Genomic DNA, 16,620 nt, shown 5'->3' with positions numbered 1-16,620 from the left:
ACCCTCAACGGGCAACCGGGAAGTGATGGGCGTCTCTTTCCGGAAGGCTTGCGGAAACGGCGGCGCGGCGGTCGAGCCAGGCCAGCACCGGGGTGGTCATGATCGTGGTGACGAGCGCGACGAGCACCAGCACGGTGAACAGCGCCGGGCCGACGATGCCGGCCTCCAGGCCCACGTTGAGCGCGATGAGCTGCATGAGGCCGCGGGCGTTCATGAGCGCGCCGACGCGCAGCGCCACGGCGTTGGGCTCGCCGCGCAGGCGGGCCGCGGCCCAGCACGCGCCGAACTTGCCGGCGACGGACAGCACCACGCAGGCGATCGCGAACAGCAGCACCGCCGGGTTGCTGAGCAGGCCGAACTCGGTGCGCAGGCCGGAGAAGGTGAAGAACAGCGGCAGGAAGACGATCGCGGCGACCGGGGTGAGCGTGTCGACGACCTTGTCGGTCTTCGGCGTGCGGGGCATCACGACGCCGGCGGCGAACGCCCCGAACACCGCGTACAGCCCGATCTTGTCGGTGTACCAGGCCACCGCGAACAGCAGCGCCACGGTGCCGAGCAGCCGGCCCCGGTCGCCGACGCGGTCGCTGGCCATGAGCGCGCCGGCCGCGCGGCGGCCGCCGAACCACAGCACAAGGGCGAAGACGACCGCGCCGCCGGCGGTGACGATCGCCGGCCGGGCCTCGCCGGACGCGACGGCGAGCACGACCGCGAGCATGATCCACGCGGCCATGTCGTCGAGGGCGCCGCTGGCCATCGACAGGGAGCCGTACCGGGTGCCCTCGATCCCGCGCTCGGTGATGATCCGGGCCAGCATCGGGAACGCGGTGATCGCCAGGGCCACGCCGACGAAGGCCGCGGTGACGCCGAGCGGCGTGCCCTCCTTCTGCACCGGGGCGAGCCCGTCGGTGAACACGACGAGCAGCACGCCCAGCGCCAGCGGCACGGCGACGCCGGCGACCGATACCGCGCCGGCCGTCCCGGCGATGCGGGTGGCGCGGTGGCCGGCGAAGGCGTACCCGGCCTGGAACATGAACAGCACGAGGCCGATCTGGCCCACGACGTACAGCACCGGCAGCAGCGGCGCCGGGAAGAGCCAGTGCTCCACGCCCGGCAGCAGCAGGCCCAGCAGCGACGGGCCCAGCAGGACGCCGGCCAGCATCTCGCTGACCACGGCCGGCTGGCCGGCCTTGCCCAGCAGCCAGGACACGCCCTTGCAGAAGAGCAGGATCACGGCGACGGCAACGAAGAACGCGGGGGCGAGCTCGGTGGGCTTCACGGCCGGACCTCCTGGAAGTAGTTGGCGCACAGCCGCTGCCGGCGGGCGTCGAGAACCATGTACGTTCCACAGACCAACTGGGTGAGCGAGCGTCCGGCGCCGGCCCAGCGGTCGCGCGACGCGTGCGCCGCGAGCCGGAGCCGGCCGGGCGCACGGGCCCCGGCGGGCGTGAGGTAGGCGGGGCCGCGGCTCGGCAGCGAGCGGGTGTGGGCGGCGCCCGAGCTCAGGGAGTACCGCCGCAGCACCTCCCGCGTGGCCGCGCGCAGCATGACGGGGGCGGCGCCGCGGGCCGGGCAGGCGCGGTTGGCCACGACGCCGTACGGGATGTAGTGCGCGTCCCGCCTCGGCACGCGCAGCCACCGGTCGGGGTCGAAGGCGTCGTCGGCGGCCGGGCCGGTGCGCTGGTACGCGAGGTAGTTGAACAGCAGGACGGAGCCGGCCGGCAGGGTCACCCGCTCGTCGACGACGATCGGGGCCGAGGTGATGCGGTGCGCGACGCCGAACAGCGGGTGCACGCGCAGGGTCTCGTCGATCGACCGGTCCAGCTCGTCGTCGTCGTCGACGTCGGGGCGGTGCGGGTGCTGGGCGATGCTGAGCAGCACGTGCGCCATCGCCTCGGACATCTGCACGACGGCGGTGTTGAAGAACGCGCCCTGCACGTACCAGGCCGTCTCCCGCGCGCTGAACCCGGCCGGCAGCACCACCGGGCAGGTGCCGTCCTCGATGCGGCCGAGCAGGTAGCGGGTGAGCCGGTCGCGGCGGTCCATGTGCCGCAGCGAGGTGCCCTTGAGCGCGGTCACCACGTCGTCGGCGTTGGCCACGATGAGCTCGCGGGCCGCGGGCGGGCAGGGCTCGGCGAAGACCAGCTCGTAGTACACCTCGGCCCAGATCGGCATCATGAGGTCGCGCAGCCGCACGTGCGCGGTGCGGCCGGGCGGCAGCGCGTCGAGCCGGCGCCGTGTGGCCGCCGTGGCCAGCTCGTCGGAGCGGGCGTGCGGCACGGCGAGGACCTGGCGGGTGGCCCGGGCGACCTGGCGGTACCGCTCCCCCGGCTCGAGGTGCTCCTGGTGCATCTGCGGCCCGGGGGCGAGCCAGTACCAGAACAGGTCGGAGAGCCCGGCGCCGCGGCTGCGCCCGTCGGCCGCCGCGTCGGCGTAGACGCGCTCGAACTGCTCGGCCCCGACCAGCGGGCCCGGCACCGGGATGCCCTCCTCGCCGTTGACCCGCCGGAAGATCCACTCGCGCACGCCGACGACGACGGCGGGCAGCCACCGCGGCGCCGTCCACAGCAGACCGGCGGCGAGCCCGAGCAGCGCCCAGATCATCGGGCGGCCACCAGATCGGGCGTGAGTTCGCCCGGCGTCCGGGCGCCCACGAGCGCGAGGACCCGGTCGACGTCCTCGAACAGATGCGACAGCAGCGTCTGTACCCCCTGGGCCCCGCCGGCCGCGAGCCCCCACAGCACCGGCCGCCCGACGAGCACGGCGTCGGCGCCGAGCGCGAGGGCGGCCACCACGTCGGCCCCGCGCCGGACCCCGCCGTCGACGAGCACCGGCAGCCGGCCCCCGACCGCCTGCACGACCGCGGGCAGCGCCTCGATGCTCGCGATCGCCCCGTCGAGCTGGCGGCCGCCGTGGTTGGACACCACCAGCCCGGCGACGCCGTGCTCGACGGCGAGCCCGGCGTCGGCCGGGTGCAGCACGCCCTTGAGCACTATCGGCAGCCCGGTGATGCCGCGCAGCCAGGCGATGTCGTCCCAGCCGAGCGTGGCGTCCATCGCGATGGTGCGCACCGCGCCGGTCGCGTCGCGCAGGTTCTCGCAGGCCAGGCCGGGCGGCAGGTCGTGGAAGCCGTGCCGGTGGTCGCGCTCGCGGCGGCCGAACACCGGCGAGTCCGCGCTCACCACGAGGGCCCGGCAATCGGCCGCCTCGACCCGGCGCACGAGCGCGGCGGTGAACTCGCGGTCGGGCTGGAGGTACAACTGGAACCACCACGGCCCCCCGGCGGCCGCGATCGCCTCGACGGGCGCGGTGGCGGCCATGCTGACGACCAGCACCGTGCCGGCCTCGGCCGCCCCGCGGGCCGTAGCGAGCTCGCCGTCGGGGTGGGCGAGGCGGTGGAACGCGGTCGGGGCGACGAGGACGGGCGCGGCCAGCCCGGTGCCGAGCAATGTGGTGCGCAGGTCCCGGGGCCCGGTCGCGCGCAGCACCCGCGGGACGAGCCGGATGCGCTCGAACGCGGCCTCGTTGCCGCGCAGGGTCCGCTCGTCGCCGGCGCCGCCCTCGAAGAAGTCCCAGTGCGCGGGCTCGAGCCGGTCCCGCGCCCGGGCCCGCAGCTCAGCGAGCATCGAGCTGCCGGGCGACGAACTCCGCGAGGGGCCGCACGTGTACGTCGGGCCGGTCCCACCGGTTCTCGAGGTTCTCGGCGAGGTGGTGCTCGGCGACGACCTCGCCGGCGCGGTGCACGCGCACGACCGGGTGCAGGTAGGCGGCGTCGTGCGCCCGCCCGACGGTGTCCTGGGCGATGCGGCTGACGGTGATGTCGAACGGGTCGACCTTGTCGTGGTCGGGGCCGTACTCCAGCGTCACCACGAACGCCAGCGGCAGCTCGCCGAGCCCGCCGTCGCTCACGTAGGCGACGGGAACCTCCTCCAGGTAGGAGCCGTCGGGCAGTACCACGTCGCCGAGGAAGCCGAACTGCTGCCACAGCCCGGAGGTGCGGTTGACCCGGGCGACGATCGCGTCGGTGATCGCCTCCGGGGTGGCCTTCAGCGGCGTCGCCGGCCACGGGGTGTCGTGGTGGCGCGACTCGAGGATGCGGTGCAGGGCACGCACGCCGTAGCGGAAGCCGTGGATGAAGCCGTTCGTGGACTTCTTGAAGTCGCGCGGCTGGGTGATCGTGCCGGCGAAGTACAGGCCGGGCACGTTCACCGACTCGAACGCCGAGGTCTGCGCCGGGAACCGGTCCTTGATGACGAGCTCCGGGCGGGCCGAGTCGTCGAAGATGGAGGCGTCGAAGCGGAAGCCCGTGCACGCGAGGACCCGGTCGTAGCGCAGCTCCTTCTCCACCTCGTCGGCCCGGGAGAAGCTGAACGTGACCTTGAAGCCGTCGCCGTCGCGCTCGATGCGGCGAACCTGGCCGTCGAGGACCGCGTTGGAGGACTTCAGCTGGTACGTGTCGAGGAAGTTGTTGTTCACCGCGCGCAGGTGCCCGACGTAGTGGGTGCGCCAGGCCATGTGCACCGAGCTCGGCCCGGCCAGGTGGATGACGGTGGTCGTCTCCATGAGCGCGTCGGCGGTCTCGAACCCCGAGTTGCCCTTGCCGATGACGAGCACCCGCTGGTCCAGGTAGTCGTTCGGGTCGACGGACATGTCCGCGTAGTGCTCGGCGAGCTCGAAGCCCGGGATCGGCGGCTCGTAGGCCCTGGACACGCCGGTGGCGACGACCACCCGGCGGGCGGTGTGACCGTCCACCGTGAACACGCCGTCGGCGAAGGCGATGCGCTCGACCCGGGTGTTGTACCGGACCTTCAGCCGGAGGCGCTCGGCGAAGTCGGCCAGGTAGCGCAGGTAGTCGTCGGCCTGGGGGAAGTACCGCGGCGTGTAGCGCGTGAAGAGCAGCTCCGGGTCGTCGCTCAGCAGCGAGTTCCAGTCGACGCGCAGGTTCAGCTCCGGGTCGTCGGTGCCGGTGCGCGGCTTGTTGATCGAGATCAGCTGCCGGTGCCGGGGGAAGCGGGCGAAGAACGCGCCCGGCCGCTCGGCCCCCTCCAGCACGAGGTAGTCGCGGCGGCCTTCGGCCTGCAGCAGCGCGGCGAGCTGCAGCCCGGCCGGGCCGGCCCCGATGATCAGGTAGTCCAGCGTCACGTCGGTCACCTTTCGAGCTCTTCGACGGCGTCGGCGGCGCGCCGCACGTCGTCCTCCAACGGCCGGTCGGGGTCGATCGGGGGCACCGCGGCCGTGAGGGCGTCGAGCACCTCGCGGCTGCCGGGCGCGGTCGGGGGGCGGGCCCCCACGTACACGGCCTGCCGCAGCCCTACCGCGAGCGACCCGACGATGAGGCGCAGCAGCCGTGCCTGGTCCAGGGCGCGCAGCGCGGCCTGGTTGCCCAGCGGGATGACGTCCTGGTTGTGCAGGTTCGTGGGCAGGCTCTGCATGCTGGCGGGCATGGCGTCGCGGCGGATCTCGGCGATGAGCGCGGTCGCGGCGAGCTGCACGCCCTGCAGGCCGTGCTGCTGCCCGGGCCCGGCCGCGAGCATCGGCGGCAGGCCGTTGTTGCGGTGCGGGTCGACGAGCAGGTCGAGCTGGCGCTCGGCGAGGTTGCCGACCTGGGCGACGACCATCGACAGCACGTCGGCGGCGAACGCGGCCGGCTGGCCGAAGAAGTTCCCGCCGTGCACGACGGCGTCGTCGCCGGGGAAGAACAGCGGGTTGTCGCTGACCCCGCCGAGGTCGGCCGCGACGACCCCGTCGGCGTAGCGCAGGGCGTCCTCGGCCGCGCCGAGCAGCTGCGGCGAGCACCGCAGGCTGTAGGGCTCCTGCAGCGGGCGCTTGCCCGACGGGGTGAGGCCCGCGGTGAACCCGCGCATCGCGGCGCCGACGGCGATCGCGCCCGGGTGGCCGAAGGCCCGCAGCAGCCGCTCGTCGAGGAACTGCGGGTCGCTGCCGAGCAGGTCGGCGAGCAGGCCGGTGAGCCGCTGGACGGCCCGGTGCGCGGCCCGGGTGCACGCCAGCGCGAGGGCCGCGGCGGCCGTGGTGAGCGAGGTGCCGTTGACGAGCGCGAGCGCGTCGCGGCCGTCGAGCGGCAGCGGCTCCAGGCCGGCGCTGCGCAGCGCCTCGGCCGCCGGCATCCGCTCGCCGAGAAGGTAGGCGTGGCCGCGGCCGCGCAGGGCCTGGGCGGCCGCGCCGAGCGGGATCAGGTCGCCGCTGGCCCCGACCGAGCCATAGCGGGGCATCGCCGGGACGAACGTCGTGCCGAGCATGGCCACGAGGGCGTCGATGACGTGGGGCGAGACCCCGGACGCGCCGCGGGCGAGGGACCACGCCCGCATCAGCAGCGTGGCCCGCGCGACGTGCGGGTCGATGTCGGGGCCGTGCCCGGCGCCCAGGTGGGCGAGGGTGTTGTCGGCCTGGTCGCGCAGGTCGGCGCGGCCCGCGTAGCCGACGAGGGCGCCGAAGCCGGTGGTGCTGCCATACACCGCGCGGTCGTCGCCGAGCACCTTGGACAGGAAGGCGCGCGCCGCCCCGACCCGGTCGCGGACCGCCGCCCCGGCCGTGACCCGGATCGGGTCGCGGGCGGCGAGCAGGTCCGCGATCCGCAGCGGCGCCGCGAGGTCAACCTCTGGCGTCATGGGAGGCGACGCTAGAGACCGATTCTCAGAACGTTCTGAAATCGGCTCGTTACGGTGCGCCGCATGACGCTGGACTACCTCATCATCGGAGCCGGCCCGGCCGGGCTGCAGCTGGCCGCTCTGCTGGAGCGCGACGGCCGCGACTACCTGGTGCTCGAGGCCGGCCCGGCGCCGGGCACGTTCTTCGCCACCTATCCGCGGCACCGGACGCTGATCTCGATCAACAAGGTCTGGACCGGGTCGGAGGACCCGGAGTTCAACCTCCGGGCCGACTGGAACTCGCTGCTGAGCGACGACCCGTCGTTGTTGTTCAAACACTACAGCCGGCGGTACTTCCCACCGGCCGACGACTTCGTGCGCTACCTGGCCGACTTCGCCGGGCGCCTGGCCCTGAAGGTGCGCTACGACACCCGGGTTTCACGCATCGCCTTCCACGATGGCGTGTTCGTCGCCGGCGACCTCACCGCCCGCCGGGTCGTCGTCGCCACCGGGGTGTCGCGGCTGTACGTGCCGCCGATCCCGGGGGCGGAGCTGGCGGAGCGCTACGACACCGTCAGCGTGAACCCGGACGACTTCACCAACCAGCGGGTCCTCATCATCGGCAAGGGCAACTCGGCCTTCGAGACCGCCGACGCCCTCGTCGGGACGGCCGCCGTCATCCACGTCGCCGGCCCGCACTCGGTGAAGCTCGCCTGGCAGACCCACTACGTCGGGCACCTGCGGGCGGTGAACAACAACTTCCTCGACACGTACCAGCTCAAGAGCCAGAACGCGGTGCTGGACGGCACCGTCGAGCGCATCGAGCGCCGCGCCGACGGCGGGCTGAGCATCGACTTCCGCTACGCGCGCACCGTGGAGAAGCTGCGCCGGCTGGAGTACGACCGGATCATCCTCGCCACCGGGTTCCGCTTCGACGCCTCGATCTTCGACGACTCGGCCCGGCCCGCGCTCGTCATCGACGACCGCTTCCCGGCGCAGACCTCCGCCTTCGAGTCGGTGAACGTGCCGGGGCTCTACTTCGCCGGCACCCTCACCCAGCAGCGCGACTTCAAGAAGGCGACGAACGGGTTCATCCACGGCTTCCGCTACGGCGTGCGCGCCCTGCACCGCATCCTGGGCGTGCGCCACCACGACACCCCGTGGCCGTCCACAGTGGTCGACGCCGCGCCCGACGCCATCGCCGACGCCATCATCGCCCGCGTCAACCGCACCTCGGCGCTGTGGCAGCAGTTCGGGGTCCTCGCCGACGTGGTCCTCGCCGACGGCACGTACCTGGAGGAGGTGCCCGTCGCCTTCCTGCGCGACGGCGGCCTCGGCGACGTTCCGCTCGCGTTCGTGACGACGCTGGAGTACGGCCCGGACCACGACACCGTCGACCCCTTCGACATCACGGTGCCGCGCATCGCCGAGAACGACGCGGCCGCCGCGCACGACGCCAGCTACCTGCACCCCGTGGTGCGGGTGTACCGCGGCGCCGCCGTCGTCGCCGAACACCACCTCGCCGAGAACCTCGAGAACGACTGGGACCTGCCCGAGGTACACCAGCAGCCTCTGTCGTCGTTCATCAAGGAAGTCCTCGCCGATGCCGGATGAGGGCGTCTGGCCCCAGCCCGTCCTCGATCTGCTGGCCACCGGCGACGACCGGCCCGTCTTCGAGGACGGCCCGCTCGTCGTGACCGCTTCCGCGATGGCGGGGCAGGTCCGGCGGATCACGGCCGGGCTCCGGGCCCTCGGGGCGGGACCGGGCACCCCGGTGGTGCTCTCACTCGGCGTTTCGTCTTTTGCGTTCGCCGCCACCCTGGCCGCGTTCACCGTCGGCGCCACGGTATCGGCCCGGCCGTTCACCGACGGCGAGCTCGTCGTCGACGAGGCCCGGCTCCGGTCCCTGTCGGCCTTCGCGGACGACGGGCGCCCCCTGCGCGCCGCGGGCCGCCCGGCCGACGTCGCCCGGCTGATCTGGACCAGCGGCAGCACGGGCCGGCCCAAGGGCTGCGCGCAGACGTACGCGGCGATGAGCGCCGCCTGGGCGCCGTACCCTTCGCGCTGGCCGCCGGCGATCGCCGAGCTGGCCGCGCGGCTGCAGCGCTACCTCGTGTTCGGCTCCCTGGCCAGCCAGGTGATGCTGGAGTACGGCATCCTGACCCTGGCCGCCGGCGGCACCCTGGTCGCGGCCCGGCCGTCGAGCCTCCCGGACATGATCGAGCGACACGGCGCCACGGGCAGCGTCATCACCGTCGGCAAGCTGCACCAGCTGGTCAGGTCCCGGCCCGCCGGCCTCGGCACCCTGCGGGCGCTGATGGTCTCGGGCTCGCCGCTGGAGCCGGCCCGGCTGGCCGAGGCGCTGTCGGTCCTCGGGCCGGTCGTCTTCCACGGGTACGGCCAGACCGAGACGGGCATGATCGCCATGGCCACCCCGGCCGAGATGCTCGCCGACCCTACGGTGCTCGCCTCCGTGGGCCGCCCCCCGGCCGGGCACTCGCTCGACGTCCGCGACGGGGAGCTTTACGTGCGCACGCCCTCGCAGGCGTCGTTCTACTGGGACGATCCGGCGGAGACCGCGGACGTGTTCCGCGACGGCTGGGTGCGCACCCGGGACCTGGCGTCGGTGGACCCACGCGGCTACCTGCACCTGTCGGGCCGCGCGCGCGACGTGGTGATCGTGAACGCGGAGCTGGTGTACGCGGGCCCGATCGAGCGCGTGCTGGGCGCGGACCCGTCGGTGGCGGAGGCGTACGTGGTGGCGCGCCCGTCGTTCGAGACGGGGGAGGCGGTGCACGCCTTCATCGTCCCGGCGAACGGCCACACCCCGGACATCGCCCGCTTGCGCGCGTCGGTCGCCGCGACGCTGGGCGACGCCGCCGTGCCCGCGGTGATCGAGCTGATCTCGGAGGTCCCGCTGGCCCCGAGCGGCAAGCCGGACAAACGGGGGCTGTTCCTTTAGCTGGCTCGCAGTGGGGGGCGCCCCGCTCAGGATCTGCGCCGGCGCGTGTCGTGCACCTGACAGGTCTTGTGGGTATTACGCCATAGTCGCCCCCGCGCGCGGGGTGGACGCTCCCCGGTAGTGGCCCACGTCCGGTGCCACCGACCGGAAGGCACTCCGATGATCCGCATCACAGGAGCTGCGAGATTCACGCCTGTATTTACATCGATGCGCTGGCGGTCCGATGACCTCGACGCCACGCCGGCTACGGATGCCGCCGGTTGGGCCCGGTGTGGTCGATGAGCGACCTCGGACCGGCGGTCCTGGTCATCGGATCCCGCGGGGATGACCGGTGCGTGGATGGGACTGTCCTGGCGCCTGGGGTCCATCTGCTGTGGAGCATCGAGCCCGGGCTCGGTTTCCCGGTCGGCGGGTACGACGTGGCCCGGCGGGCGCACCAGGCGCCGGAGTGGTTGGCGCTGTCGTTCGAGCAGGCCGGCCGGCCGGAGTCGGGGCTGACCTGGTCCTGGGGGTCGTTCACCCTCGCGGTCTCGGCCGGGCCGATCAGGCTGGATCCGGCCGCCTGCCGCCCGGTGGTCGGCCTCGCGTTGCCCGGTGCCCGTACCCTCACCGTCGGATGCCAGGAGTCCGCGGTGGCGGTACGTGCCTCCGGCACCGGTACGCCGCCGGTGATCGAGGTGACCGGACCGGCTGCCGGACCGGATGCCGTGCTGGCCCGGCGAACCGCCGACGCGACCGCCACCGGCTGGTCGGTTGAGCTGTGGGCCACGGGTATCACCGCCGCCCGGATCAGTGGCGAGGACCTCGTCGTGTGCACGTTGGACTTTGGGCTGGCCGGTCCGTGGGAGGGCTGGCGCCCGTTGACCAGCAGTCCGATCCTGCTGCCGCTGGTACCACCGGGCAGCCGCAACCAGCTCGACCTGGTCGACGACCGGGCGGCGACGGTGACCCGGGCCAGGTCCCGGCTTCCCGGCGGCCTGCCGACCGGGGTCGCTGATCAACTGGCCGCCGACTTCGCCGAGCTGCCCCGGGCCGCCGTGGAGTTGCTGCTGCGCGAGGGTCCCGGCGCCCGGCTGCCGGCTACGGCCGCGTCGACGACCCCGGCCGCGTCGTCGACAGCGGCTGGGGCGGCGCCACGGCTCGGGCTTGCGGTCACGACGGTGCTCGCGCTGGCCGCTCTCGACCCGGACGTGTCCCGGATGCTGGGTCTGACCTTTCGCGACCCCGACGTGATCGGCCGCTGGGACTACCGGGTGGTGGCGCACTACGGCCCGGTACCCGGTCCGGGGGTTGTCACCCGGTTCGACACCGTGCTTCCAGGGACGATCGGTGGTGGGGTGCTGCGGGCCGGTGAGCTGACCGTGGCGGGCAGCGGCGGGCTGGAGGTGCTGGCCGCGCCGGACGGATCGCAGGGTGCCGTGCTGCGCGTACAGCGGCCACTGTCGGGTGCCCCGGCCGGGTTGATCCTGCCGGCGGGGACCAGGTCGGTCCGGCTGCGCCTGGCGGCGCCGGCGGGTGCGGACGGGATCGTCTTCACCGCCGCGCGGGGCAACCTGCCCGTCGCCTCGGTCACCGGCGACGCGGGCCGGCTGGTTGCGATCGAGGATGCCGGCGGATTCGACATCGTGACGTGGACCGAGGGACCGCTGGAGCTGGTCGAGGTGGAGGTGTCCGACACCGCCGGGCCGGTCGGCGATCAGGCGGGGTACGCGTGGAACGTGTCCGCCGCCGACCGCACACCGGCCGGTGCCCTGTCCGTTGTGGACATGGGCGCCGATGCCGACGTGGCCCGGCCGGGCCCGGACGGCCGGTTGCCGGCCTCGGCCGGGGTCATCGGCCTTGACTGGCAGGTGGCCGGCGACATCCGGGACGCTGGGCTGCCGGTGCGGGCGCAGGTGGCCCTCTCGCCGCGTGGTGACTCGGATGCGCCGGCCGCGCACGGCCCGTTCACCGTGGTCGGAGCGGACCGGCCGCCGCTGGCCGTGGCCCGCGACCGCGACGCGACGGGCCCGTGGCCGGGTCCCGCCGTGCCACAGCGGTGGACCCACACGGTCGAGAACCCGGGCTGGTACGCGGTACGGGTCCGGGGCATCGACGCGTTCGGCCGACTCGGACCGTGGACCAGCGAACGTACCGTGCAGGTCGACCACGCGCCGACGCCCGGCGCGCCCGACGCGATGACCGCCCGCTACCTCGACCCGGCCGACCCGACCCTGTCCGAGGCTGATCGGGCCCTGTGCGGCGCCACGGCGGGCGTGCTGGCCGGCTGGACCTGGCCGGCCGGGCGGCGGCTGGCCGCCCCGGCGGTCGAGGCCACCGGCGAGTTCCGCGTCTACCTACGCCGCGATGACCCGAACGTGCTTTCCGGCACCGTCATCGAGGCCACCCGCGACGGTGACCGCAGCCACCTGGGTACCGACCTGGACTGGCCGGGCCCGGCTGACGCCCTCACCGGCCAGCTCCTGCGGCTGGGTCCGGTCTCCTACCCGATCCTCGGCCACGGCAGCGGTACCGGCATCAGCGTCGATGTCGCCCACCTGGCCGCGCCGCTGTCGCGCCCGGGTACCGGCCCGTGCAGCATCACCCTGTCCCCGGCCGTGGGGCGGTATGTGGGCTTCGGCCGGCCGGCCGATTTCGACCTGCGCGCCGCCATCGTCCCCGCCCAGCTGCCGGTACCGGTCACCGCGACGCTCACCGCGGTCGTGGCGTCGGCCGACGGGGCCGAGGTGACCCTGTCCGAACCGGTTGACCTGGCGACCAGCGGGCCCGCGACGCCGGACCTGACCGTGACCCCGGTCGCGGGACTGCTCGTATCGCACGGGGTCGCCTACCCGGTGCTCACCCAGAACCACGGGTCCGCGGTCGTGGGCATCGGCGTGGCCGCGCGGTACGACGGCGGCGTCACACTGCCGGCTGTCGGGGACCGGTGCACGGTGTGGGCCGGCGCCCGGTACCAGCTGCGGCTGCCCGGGGCGACGCTGGTACCCGGAGCCGGCGAGGCATTCGCGGTCGGCTTCGCAGGCGTTGCCGCGTCCGACGGCGACCCGGCGGTGGCCGACGACCCGCGCTGGGCGGCGCCCTGGCGCGGTGGGCTGGGCGGGCGGCCGGGCCGGGAAGGGCCGACCGGGCGGGCCGACCGGCTGGCGGTCCCGCACCGGGTACCCCCACCGGCGTTGCCGGTGACCCGGCCGCCGGACATCGACGGCGACCTGCCCGCGGTGCAGGCCGAGCCGGCGGACTGGTACGGGCGGGCCCGCTGGGCGGTACCGCTGGCCGCGGTCGGTGGCGTGGTCGGGTACCGGGTGCTGCGGACCAGCACCGCCGCGCTGTTCGCCTACGACCTGTCGCTGCGCCGCACCGGCCGCGGGCCGTACGCCGACGGCCCGTTCCCCGACGACGCCGGGTCGCTGCCGTGGCTGGCGCAGGAGCATCCGTCCGTGACCCTCGCCGATCTGACCGCCGATCCGGCCACGCTGCCGGCGGATGTCGCCGCCGAGGTGGCGGCCGCGTGGCGGGACTGGTCGGCCTGGTACTACCCGCGGTTGAGCAACCGGGCCGTGATGGACCTGGCCGACCTGGACACGCACCGGGAGCCGTTCCAGCCGGCGCACCCGGGAACCGTACCCGGCCCGTCCTATGTGGACACGATCGACGGCCGCGGGGCCGGCCGGTTCCTGTACCGGATCCGCACCGTCGACGCCTCCGGCACCGCCGGTCCGTGGAGCGCCACGCTGCCGATCGTCGAGCTGCGCGACGTCACCGCACCCAAGCCGCCGACACTGCTGTCGATACTCGGCGAGCGGGATGCCGTGTCCCTGGCCTGGCGCCGCGGCACCGAGCCGGACCTGGCCGGATACCGGATCTGGCGCGCGGCCCACGCGGCCGAGCTGACCGACGTGCGGCGGCTGCCGCCCTATGTCGAGGTGGCGGCCAATGGCGCCGACGCCCCGGGCGACCAGGAACTGTGGACAGGCTGGACCGACGACGGGTTGGCGCCGCTGAGCCGGTGGTACTACCGGGTCGCCGCCGTGGACCGGGCCGGCAACGTGTCGGCACCGACGGCCGTGGTGTCGGCAAAGCCGATCCACACCGAACCACCGGAGCCGCCGGCCTGGATCCAGGCGGTACGCGACGGAGCCACGGTCCTGCTGGGCTGGACCGTCGAGCAGGACGGCGTGGTCTGCATGGTGGAACGGCAGCGCGGCACGGAGCGGATCTTCACCTCGCGCAGCGGCTGGCTGCCCCCCACCGCGGGGCCGCGCGAATTCGGCTGGACCGACGAGGACCCGGGATCGGGGGCCGCCACCTACCGGATCCGGGCCCGTGACATCACCGGCAACGAGCAGCGGTACCGGTGGAACCCGGTCACCGTACCGACCGTGGAGGAGGGCCCGTGATCAGCTCTGCCGGTATCGTCCCGCCCCTGATCCTTCCGATACCCGGCGAGTACGACTCGCTCCGGACGGAGGTGGTAGTGACCGCAGCCACCGACCCCGACGCCGTTGACGTCGCGGCTCGGCCTGGCGAGGTGTTCCAGACGCCGCCCGAGGGCCCGCCATCCACATTGGACACCATCATCACCCCAGAGGCGGCGACGGTGTCGTACCTACCCGCTATGCAACTCCTGGTCCAGGACGGCTGGCCGCAGGTCGTCGGCCCGTTCGATCAGGACGCCTGGGTGGTGGGCGCGCTCCATGGAAAGTCGCCGTTGGCGGACATGTTGCCGCCGGGCTCGCCGGTGCCGGTCTACTGGGTACTCGAAGGTGTCGACCGCCGCTCGGTCGATGATCCAGACAGTGTCGATCCAGACAACGATGGTGGCCTGCTGAACCGCTGGTACAACAGCGAGGTACCCGGGGTGAAGCCGAGGGCGGACGAGTGCCACCGCCGGACCGATCCCGATCAGCGTGCCGACACCGCGCTGCACACCTGGAAACAACGGATGATGGCTGGCACCTGGGCCGAGTCGGTACCGGCCGAGACCGCGCTCGGGCTGGCCACCGCCGACGGCGACTGGAGCCGGCTTCGGGTCTGGACCTTCGGCGCCGACGGCACACCACTGCCGGCGGCCGCCAGCCTCGCGGCCCTCGCGATCGCCGATCCCGACCTCTTGCCCGCCCATCCGGTCGTCGCGGGGTGCGGCGTTCTCACCGACAACGTTCCAGTTCGGTTCTACCTGCGTTTCGACGTGTGGGATGTGGACCAGTCCTCGGCCTCCGATCCGAAGGGCGCCCCCCGGTCGTTGCCGCCGGACACGGTCCGGCTCATCGACAGCCTGCTCGGCAGTGAGATCACTGGTACGCAGTGGACCTGGCGCGAGGCCGCCGCGGGCGGCGTGCTGGAGGTGCCCCGCCCGAGTGTGCGGACAGCCACGTTCCACATCCGGGCAGAGTTCCCCGCCGGCCAGCAGATCCGGCTGTCGCGTACCGAGAAGCGGGTCTATCCACCGGGTCAACGGCTCGTCTGGAACAGCGCCGGCTGGACTGCCAGGGACAGCATCACGCCAGGCGCGTGGACCGGCTTGGAAGCATTGCAGTTGGGCACGTTGTCGCAACCGGTGGCGTACTGGATCGGGACCAAGGTGCGCCTGGGCGCCGCGTACCAGCAGCCTCGGGTCGACTGGTTCAAACGGACAACCAGCCTCACGTCTGGTGCCACCTACATCATCAGCAGGACAGACACCTATCCGGTCGCCGCCGGCCACAGGTTGGATCTCTATCAGACTGCCGCGAACCCGGTCGCCTATTTCGTCACCGACGACGACGGCGAGGTCAGCGGGGTCGTCTTCGATGACGTGGTGCCGGGCACCACGGTCCGGGTGGGACTGGCGCTCATCGTCGGTCTGCCCTCGGTGGGCGGCGGCAACACCGGGACACTGTTCGCCCTCAGCGATGGGAGCAACGTACCAAGTCCGGTGTTCGCGGCCGGGGACTTCCTGGCGACCAATGCCAGGGTTCCGTTGAGTTTCGTCGGATTCAACAGTGGAGTTGTCGGCGCCGCCGAAGGGCCGGCGACGTTCGTGGTGGATGCCGACAGGAGCAACTTCGCCACGGGGAACACCGCCTACGCCGCGGCGTTGCACGCGTTGAAGTGCGGAAAACTGACCCACGACGCGGTCGTCCTGCTCAAAGGCGACTCGGTCAATCTCCCGCAGCGCCACGATTTCCAGCTGGCGCTTACGAGTTCGACGGCCGTGACGGTGGCCCTGGCGGCTGATGCCAGGAGACCGGACCGCACCGAGACGACACTTCCGTCGAACAGCTCATGGTTCTGCTCCAACGTGGTTCCCCACGAGTACGGGCACGCGATCGTCAACTGGCTGGGATCCGCCCTGCCCAGCCCCGGGACACTGAACGCCACCTACGCTGCGATTGCCGTCACGAATACCATTCAGGGATCGCCACCGACGTGGCCCGGGCACACGGCCGGCGCTGTCATCAACTCCGGCGTCGCCCTGGACGAGGGTCTCGCGGAATTCGTCGAGTGCCTGATGGGATACGTCAAGACCTACCGTCGCGGCCATACATCGCTGAAGAAGCATGGTTCGGTAGGTCACCCGGCCGCGATCTACCTCGCACTGGCGTCGCCAACGTCAAGTCCGCAAAGCCTCAGCAGATTCACACCAGCTCAGGTCCGTGCCGTGGAGGGTGCGGTCGCGCTGGCGCTGGCGACGTACCTGCTCGATACCACGAAATTCCCGGGGTTTGCTATCGATACCGGCCCGGCCTCCGGTCGGTTCCGTCCAGCCCAGGCGTACCTGGACGACTGGCTGAGGAACAAGCACCATGACCTGGGGCAGTTGCAGCGGATGTTCCGCTGGTTGTTCACCGATGCGGTAAGCGCCTACTACGGCAATCCCGGTAACTGGCTACTCAGTGGGCCAACCGGCTGGCCCGCACCCCAACTCCAAACGGCCACCTATCCATCGGTGGAAGGTCATCTGACTCAACTGAAGACAAGCGATCCGGCCGCCGGTGGCGGTCCACCCACGCCGGAGGAGTCGTACCGGCACTTCAACGACAGGTACCTGGTCCCGTGGAACCTCGAACCATAGGG

Annotated in this window: 9 protein-coding genes; 4 read left to right on the top strand and 5 right to left on the bottom strand. The window is 73.0% G+C overall.

Annotated features, from left to right (window positions below; all coding sequences use genetic code 11):
* Positions 1 to 4 precede the first annotated feature (4 nt).
* The 5 genes from AB0B76_RS27715 to AB0B76_RS27695 are packed head-to-tail and all read right to left on the bottom strand — an operon-like array spanning position 5 to position 6,623.
* A complete protein-coding gene (locus AB0B76_RS27715; RefSeq protein WP_360380892.1) occupies positions 5 to 1,276 on the bottom strand; it encodes a cation:proton antiporter in 1,272 nt (423 codons plus the stop codon).
* A complete protein-coding gene (locus AB0B76_RS27710) occupies positions 1,273 to 2,601 on the bottom strand; it encodes a cytochrome P450 (protein WP_360380889.1) in 1,329 nt (442 codons plus the stop codon). Before AB0B76_RS27710 ends, AB0B76_RS27715 begins: the two co-directional genes overlap by 4 nt.
* Complete coding sequence (locus AB0B76_RS27705) at positions 2,598 to 3,623, bottom strand: alpha-hydroxy acid oxidase (RefSeq protein WP_360380886.1); 1,026 nt, start codon at positions 3,621 to 3,623, stop codon at positions 2,598 to 2,600. The genes AB0B76_RS27710 and AB0B76_RS27705 overlap by 4 nt, the downstream gene beginning before the upstream one ends.
* On the bottom strand, positions 3,613 to 5,139 hold the full coding sequence (locus AB0B76_RS27700; RefSeq protein ID WP_360380884.1) for an NAD(P)-binding domain-containing protein: 1,527 nt from the start codon (positions 5,137 to 5,139) through the stop codon (positions 3,613 to 3,615). Before AB0B76_RS27700 ends, AB0B76_RS27705 begins: the two co-directional genes overlap by 11 nt.
* A 5-nt stretch (positions 5,140 to 5,144) precedes the next feature.
* Positions 5,145 to 6,623 carry an aromatic amino acid ammonia-lyase gene (locus AB0B76_RS27695; RefSeq protein ID WP_360380882.1) on the bottom strand — a complete coding sequence of 493 codons (1,479 nt, stop codon included), beginning with the start codon at positions 6,621 to 6,623 and terminating at the stop codon, positions 5,145 to 5,147.
* Between the two features lie 63 nt (positions 6,624 to 6,686).
* Here AB0B76_RS27695 and AB0B76_RS27690 point away from each other — a divergent pair, with 63 nt between their 5' ends.
* The 4 genes from AB0B76_RS27690 to AB0B76_RS27675 all read left to right on the top strand — a co-directional run bounded on the left by AB0B76_RS27690 (position 6,687) and on the right by AB0B76_RS27675 (position 16,618).
* Positions 6,687 to 8,216 carry an NAD(P)-binding domain-containing protein gene (locus tag AB0B76_RS27690; RefSeq protein ID WP_360380879.1) on the top strand — a complete coding sequence of 510 codons (1,530 nt, stop codon included), beginning with the start codon at positions 6,687 to 6,689 and terminating at the stop codon, positions 8,214 to 8,216.
* Positions 8,206 to 9,564, top strand: coding sequence for a fatty acid--CoA ligase family protein (locus tag AB0B76_RS27685; RefSeq protein WP_360380877.1), 1,359 nt, complete (start codon positions 8,206 to 8,208; stop codon positions 9,562 to 9,564). Before AB0B76_RS27690 ends, AB0B76_RS27685 begins: the two co-directional genes overlap by 11 nt.
* Positions 9,565 to 9,899: 335 nt before the next feature.
* Positions 9,900 to 13,961, top strand: a complete 4,062-nt coding sequence (locus tag AB0B76_RS27680; RefSeq protein ID WP_360380874.1) for a hypothetical protein — start codon at positions 9,900 to 9,902, stop codon at positions 13,959 to 13,961.
* On the top strand, positions 13,958 to 16,618 hold the full coding sequence (locus AB0B76_RS27675) for a hypothetical protein (protein ID WP_360380871.1): 2,661 nt from the start codon (positions 13,958 to 13,960) through the stop codon (positions 16,616 to 16,618). The genes AB0B76_RS27680 and AB0B76_RS27675 overlap by 4 nt, the downstream gene beginning before the upstream one ends.
* Positions 16,619 to 16,620: the final 2 nt, after the last annotated feature.

Source organism: Dactylosporangium sp. NPDC049140 (assembly GCF_040648435.1).
The sequence above is the reverse complement of the archived record's forward strand: the minus strand, read 5'-3'. Positions and strand labels throughout refer to the sequence as shown.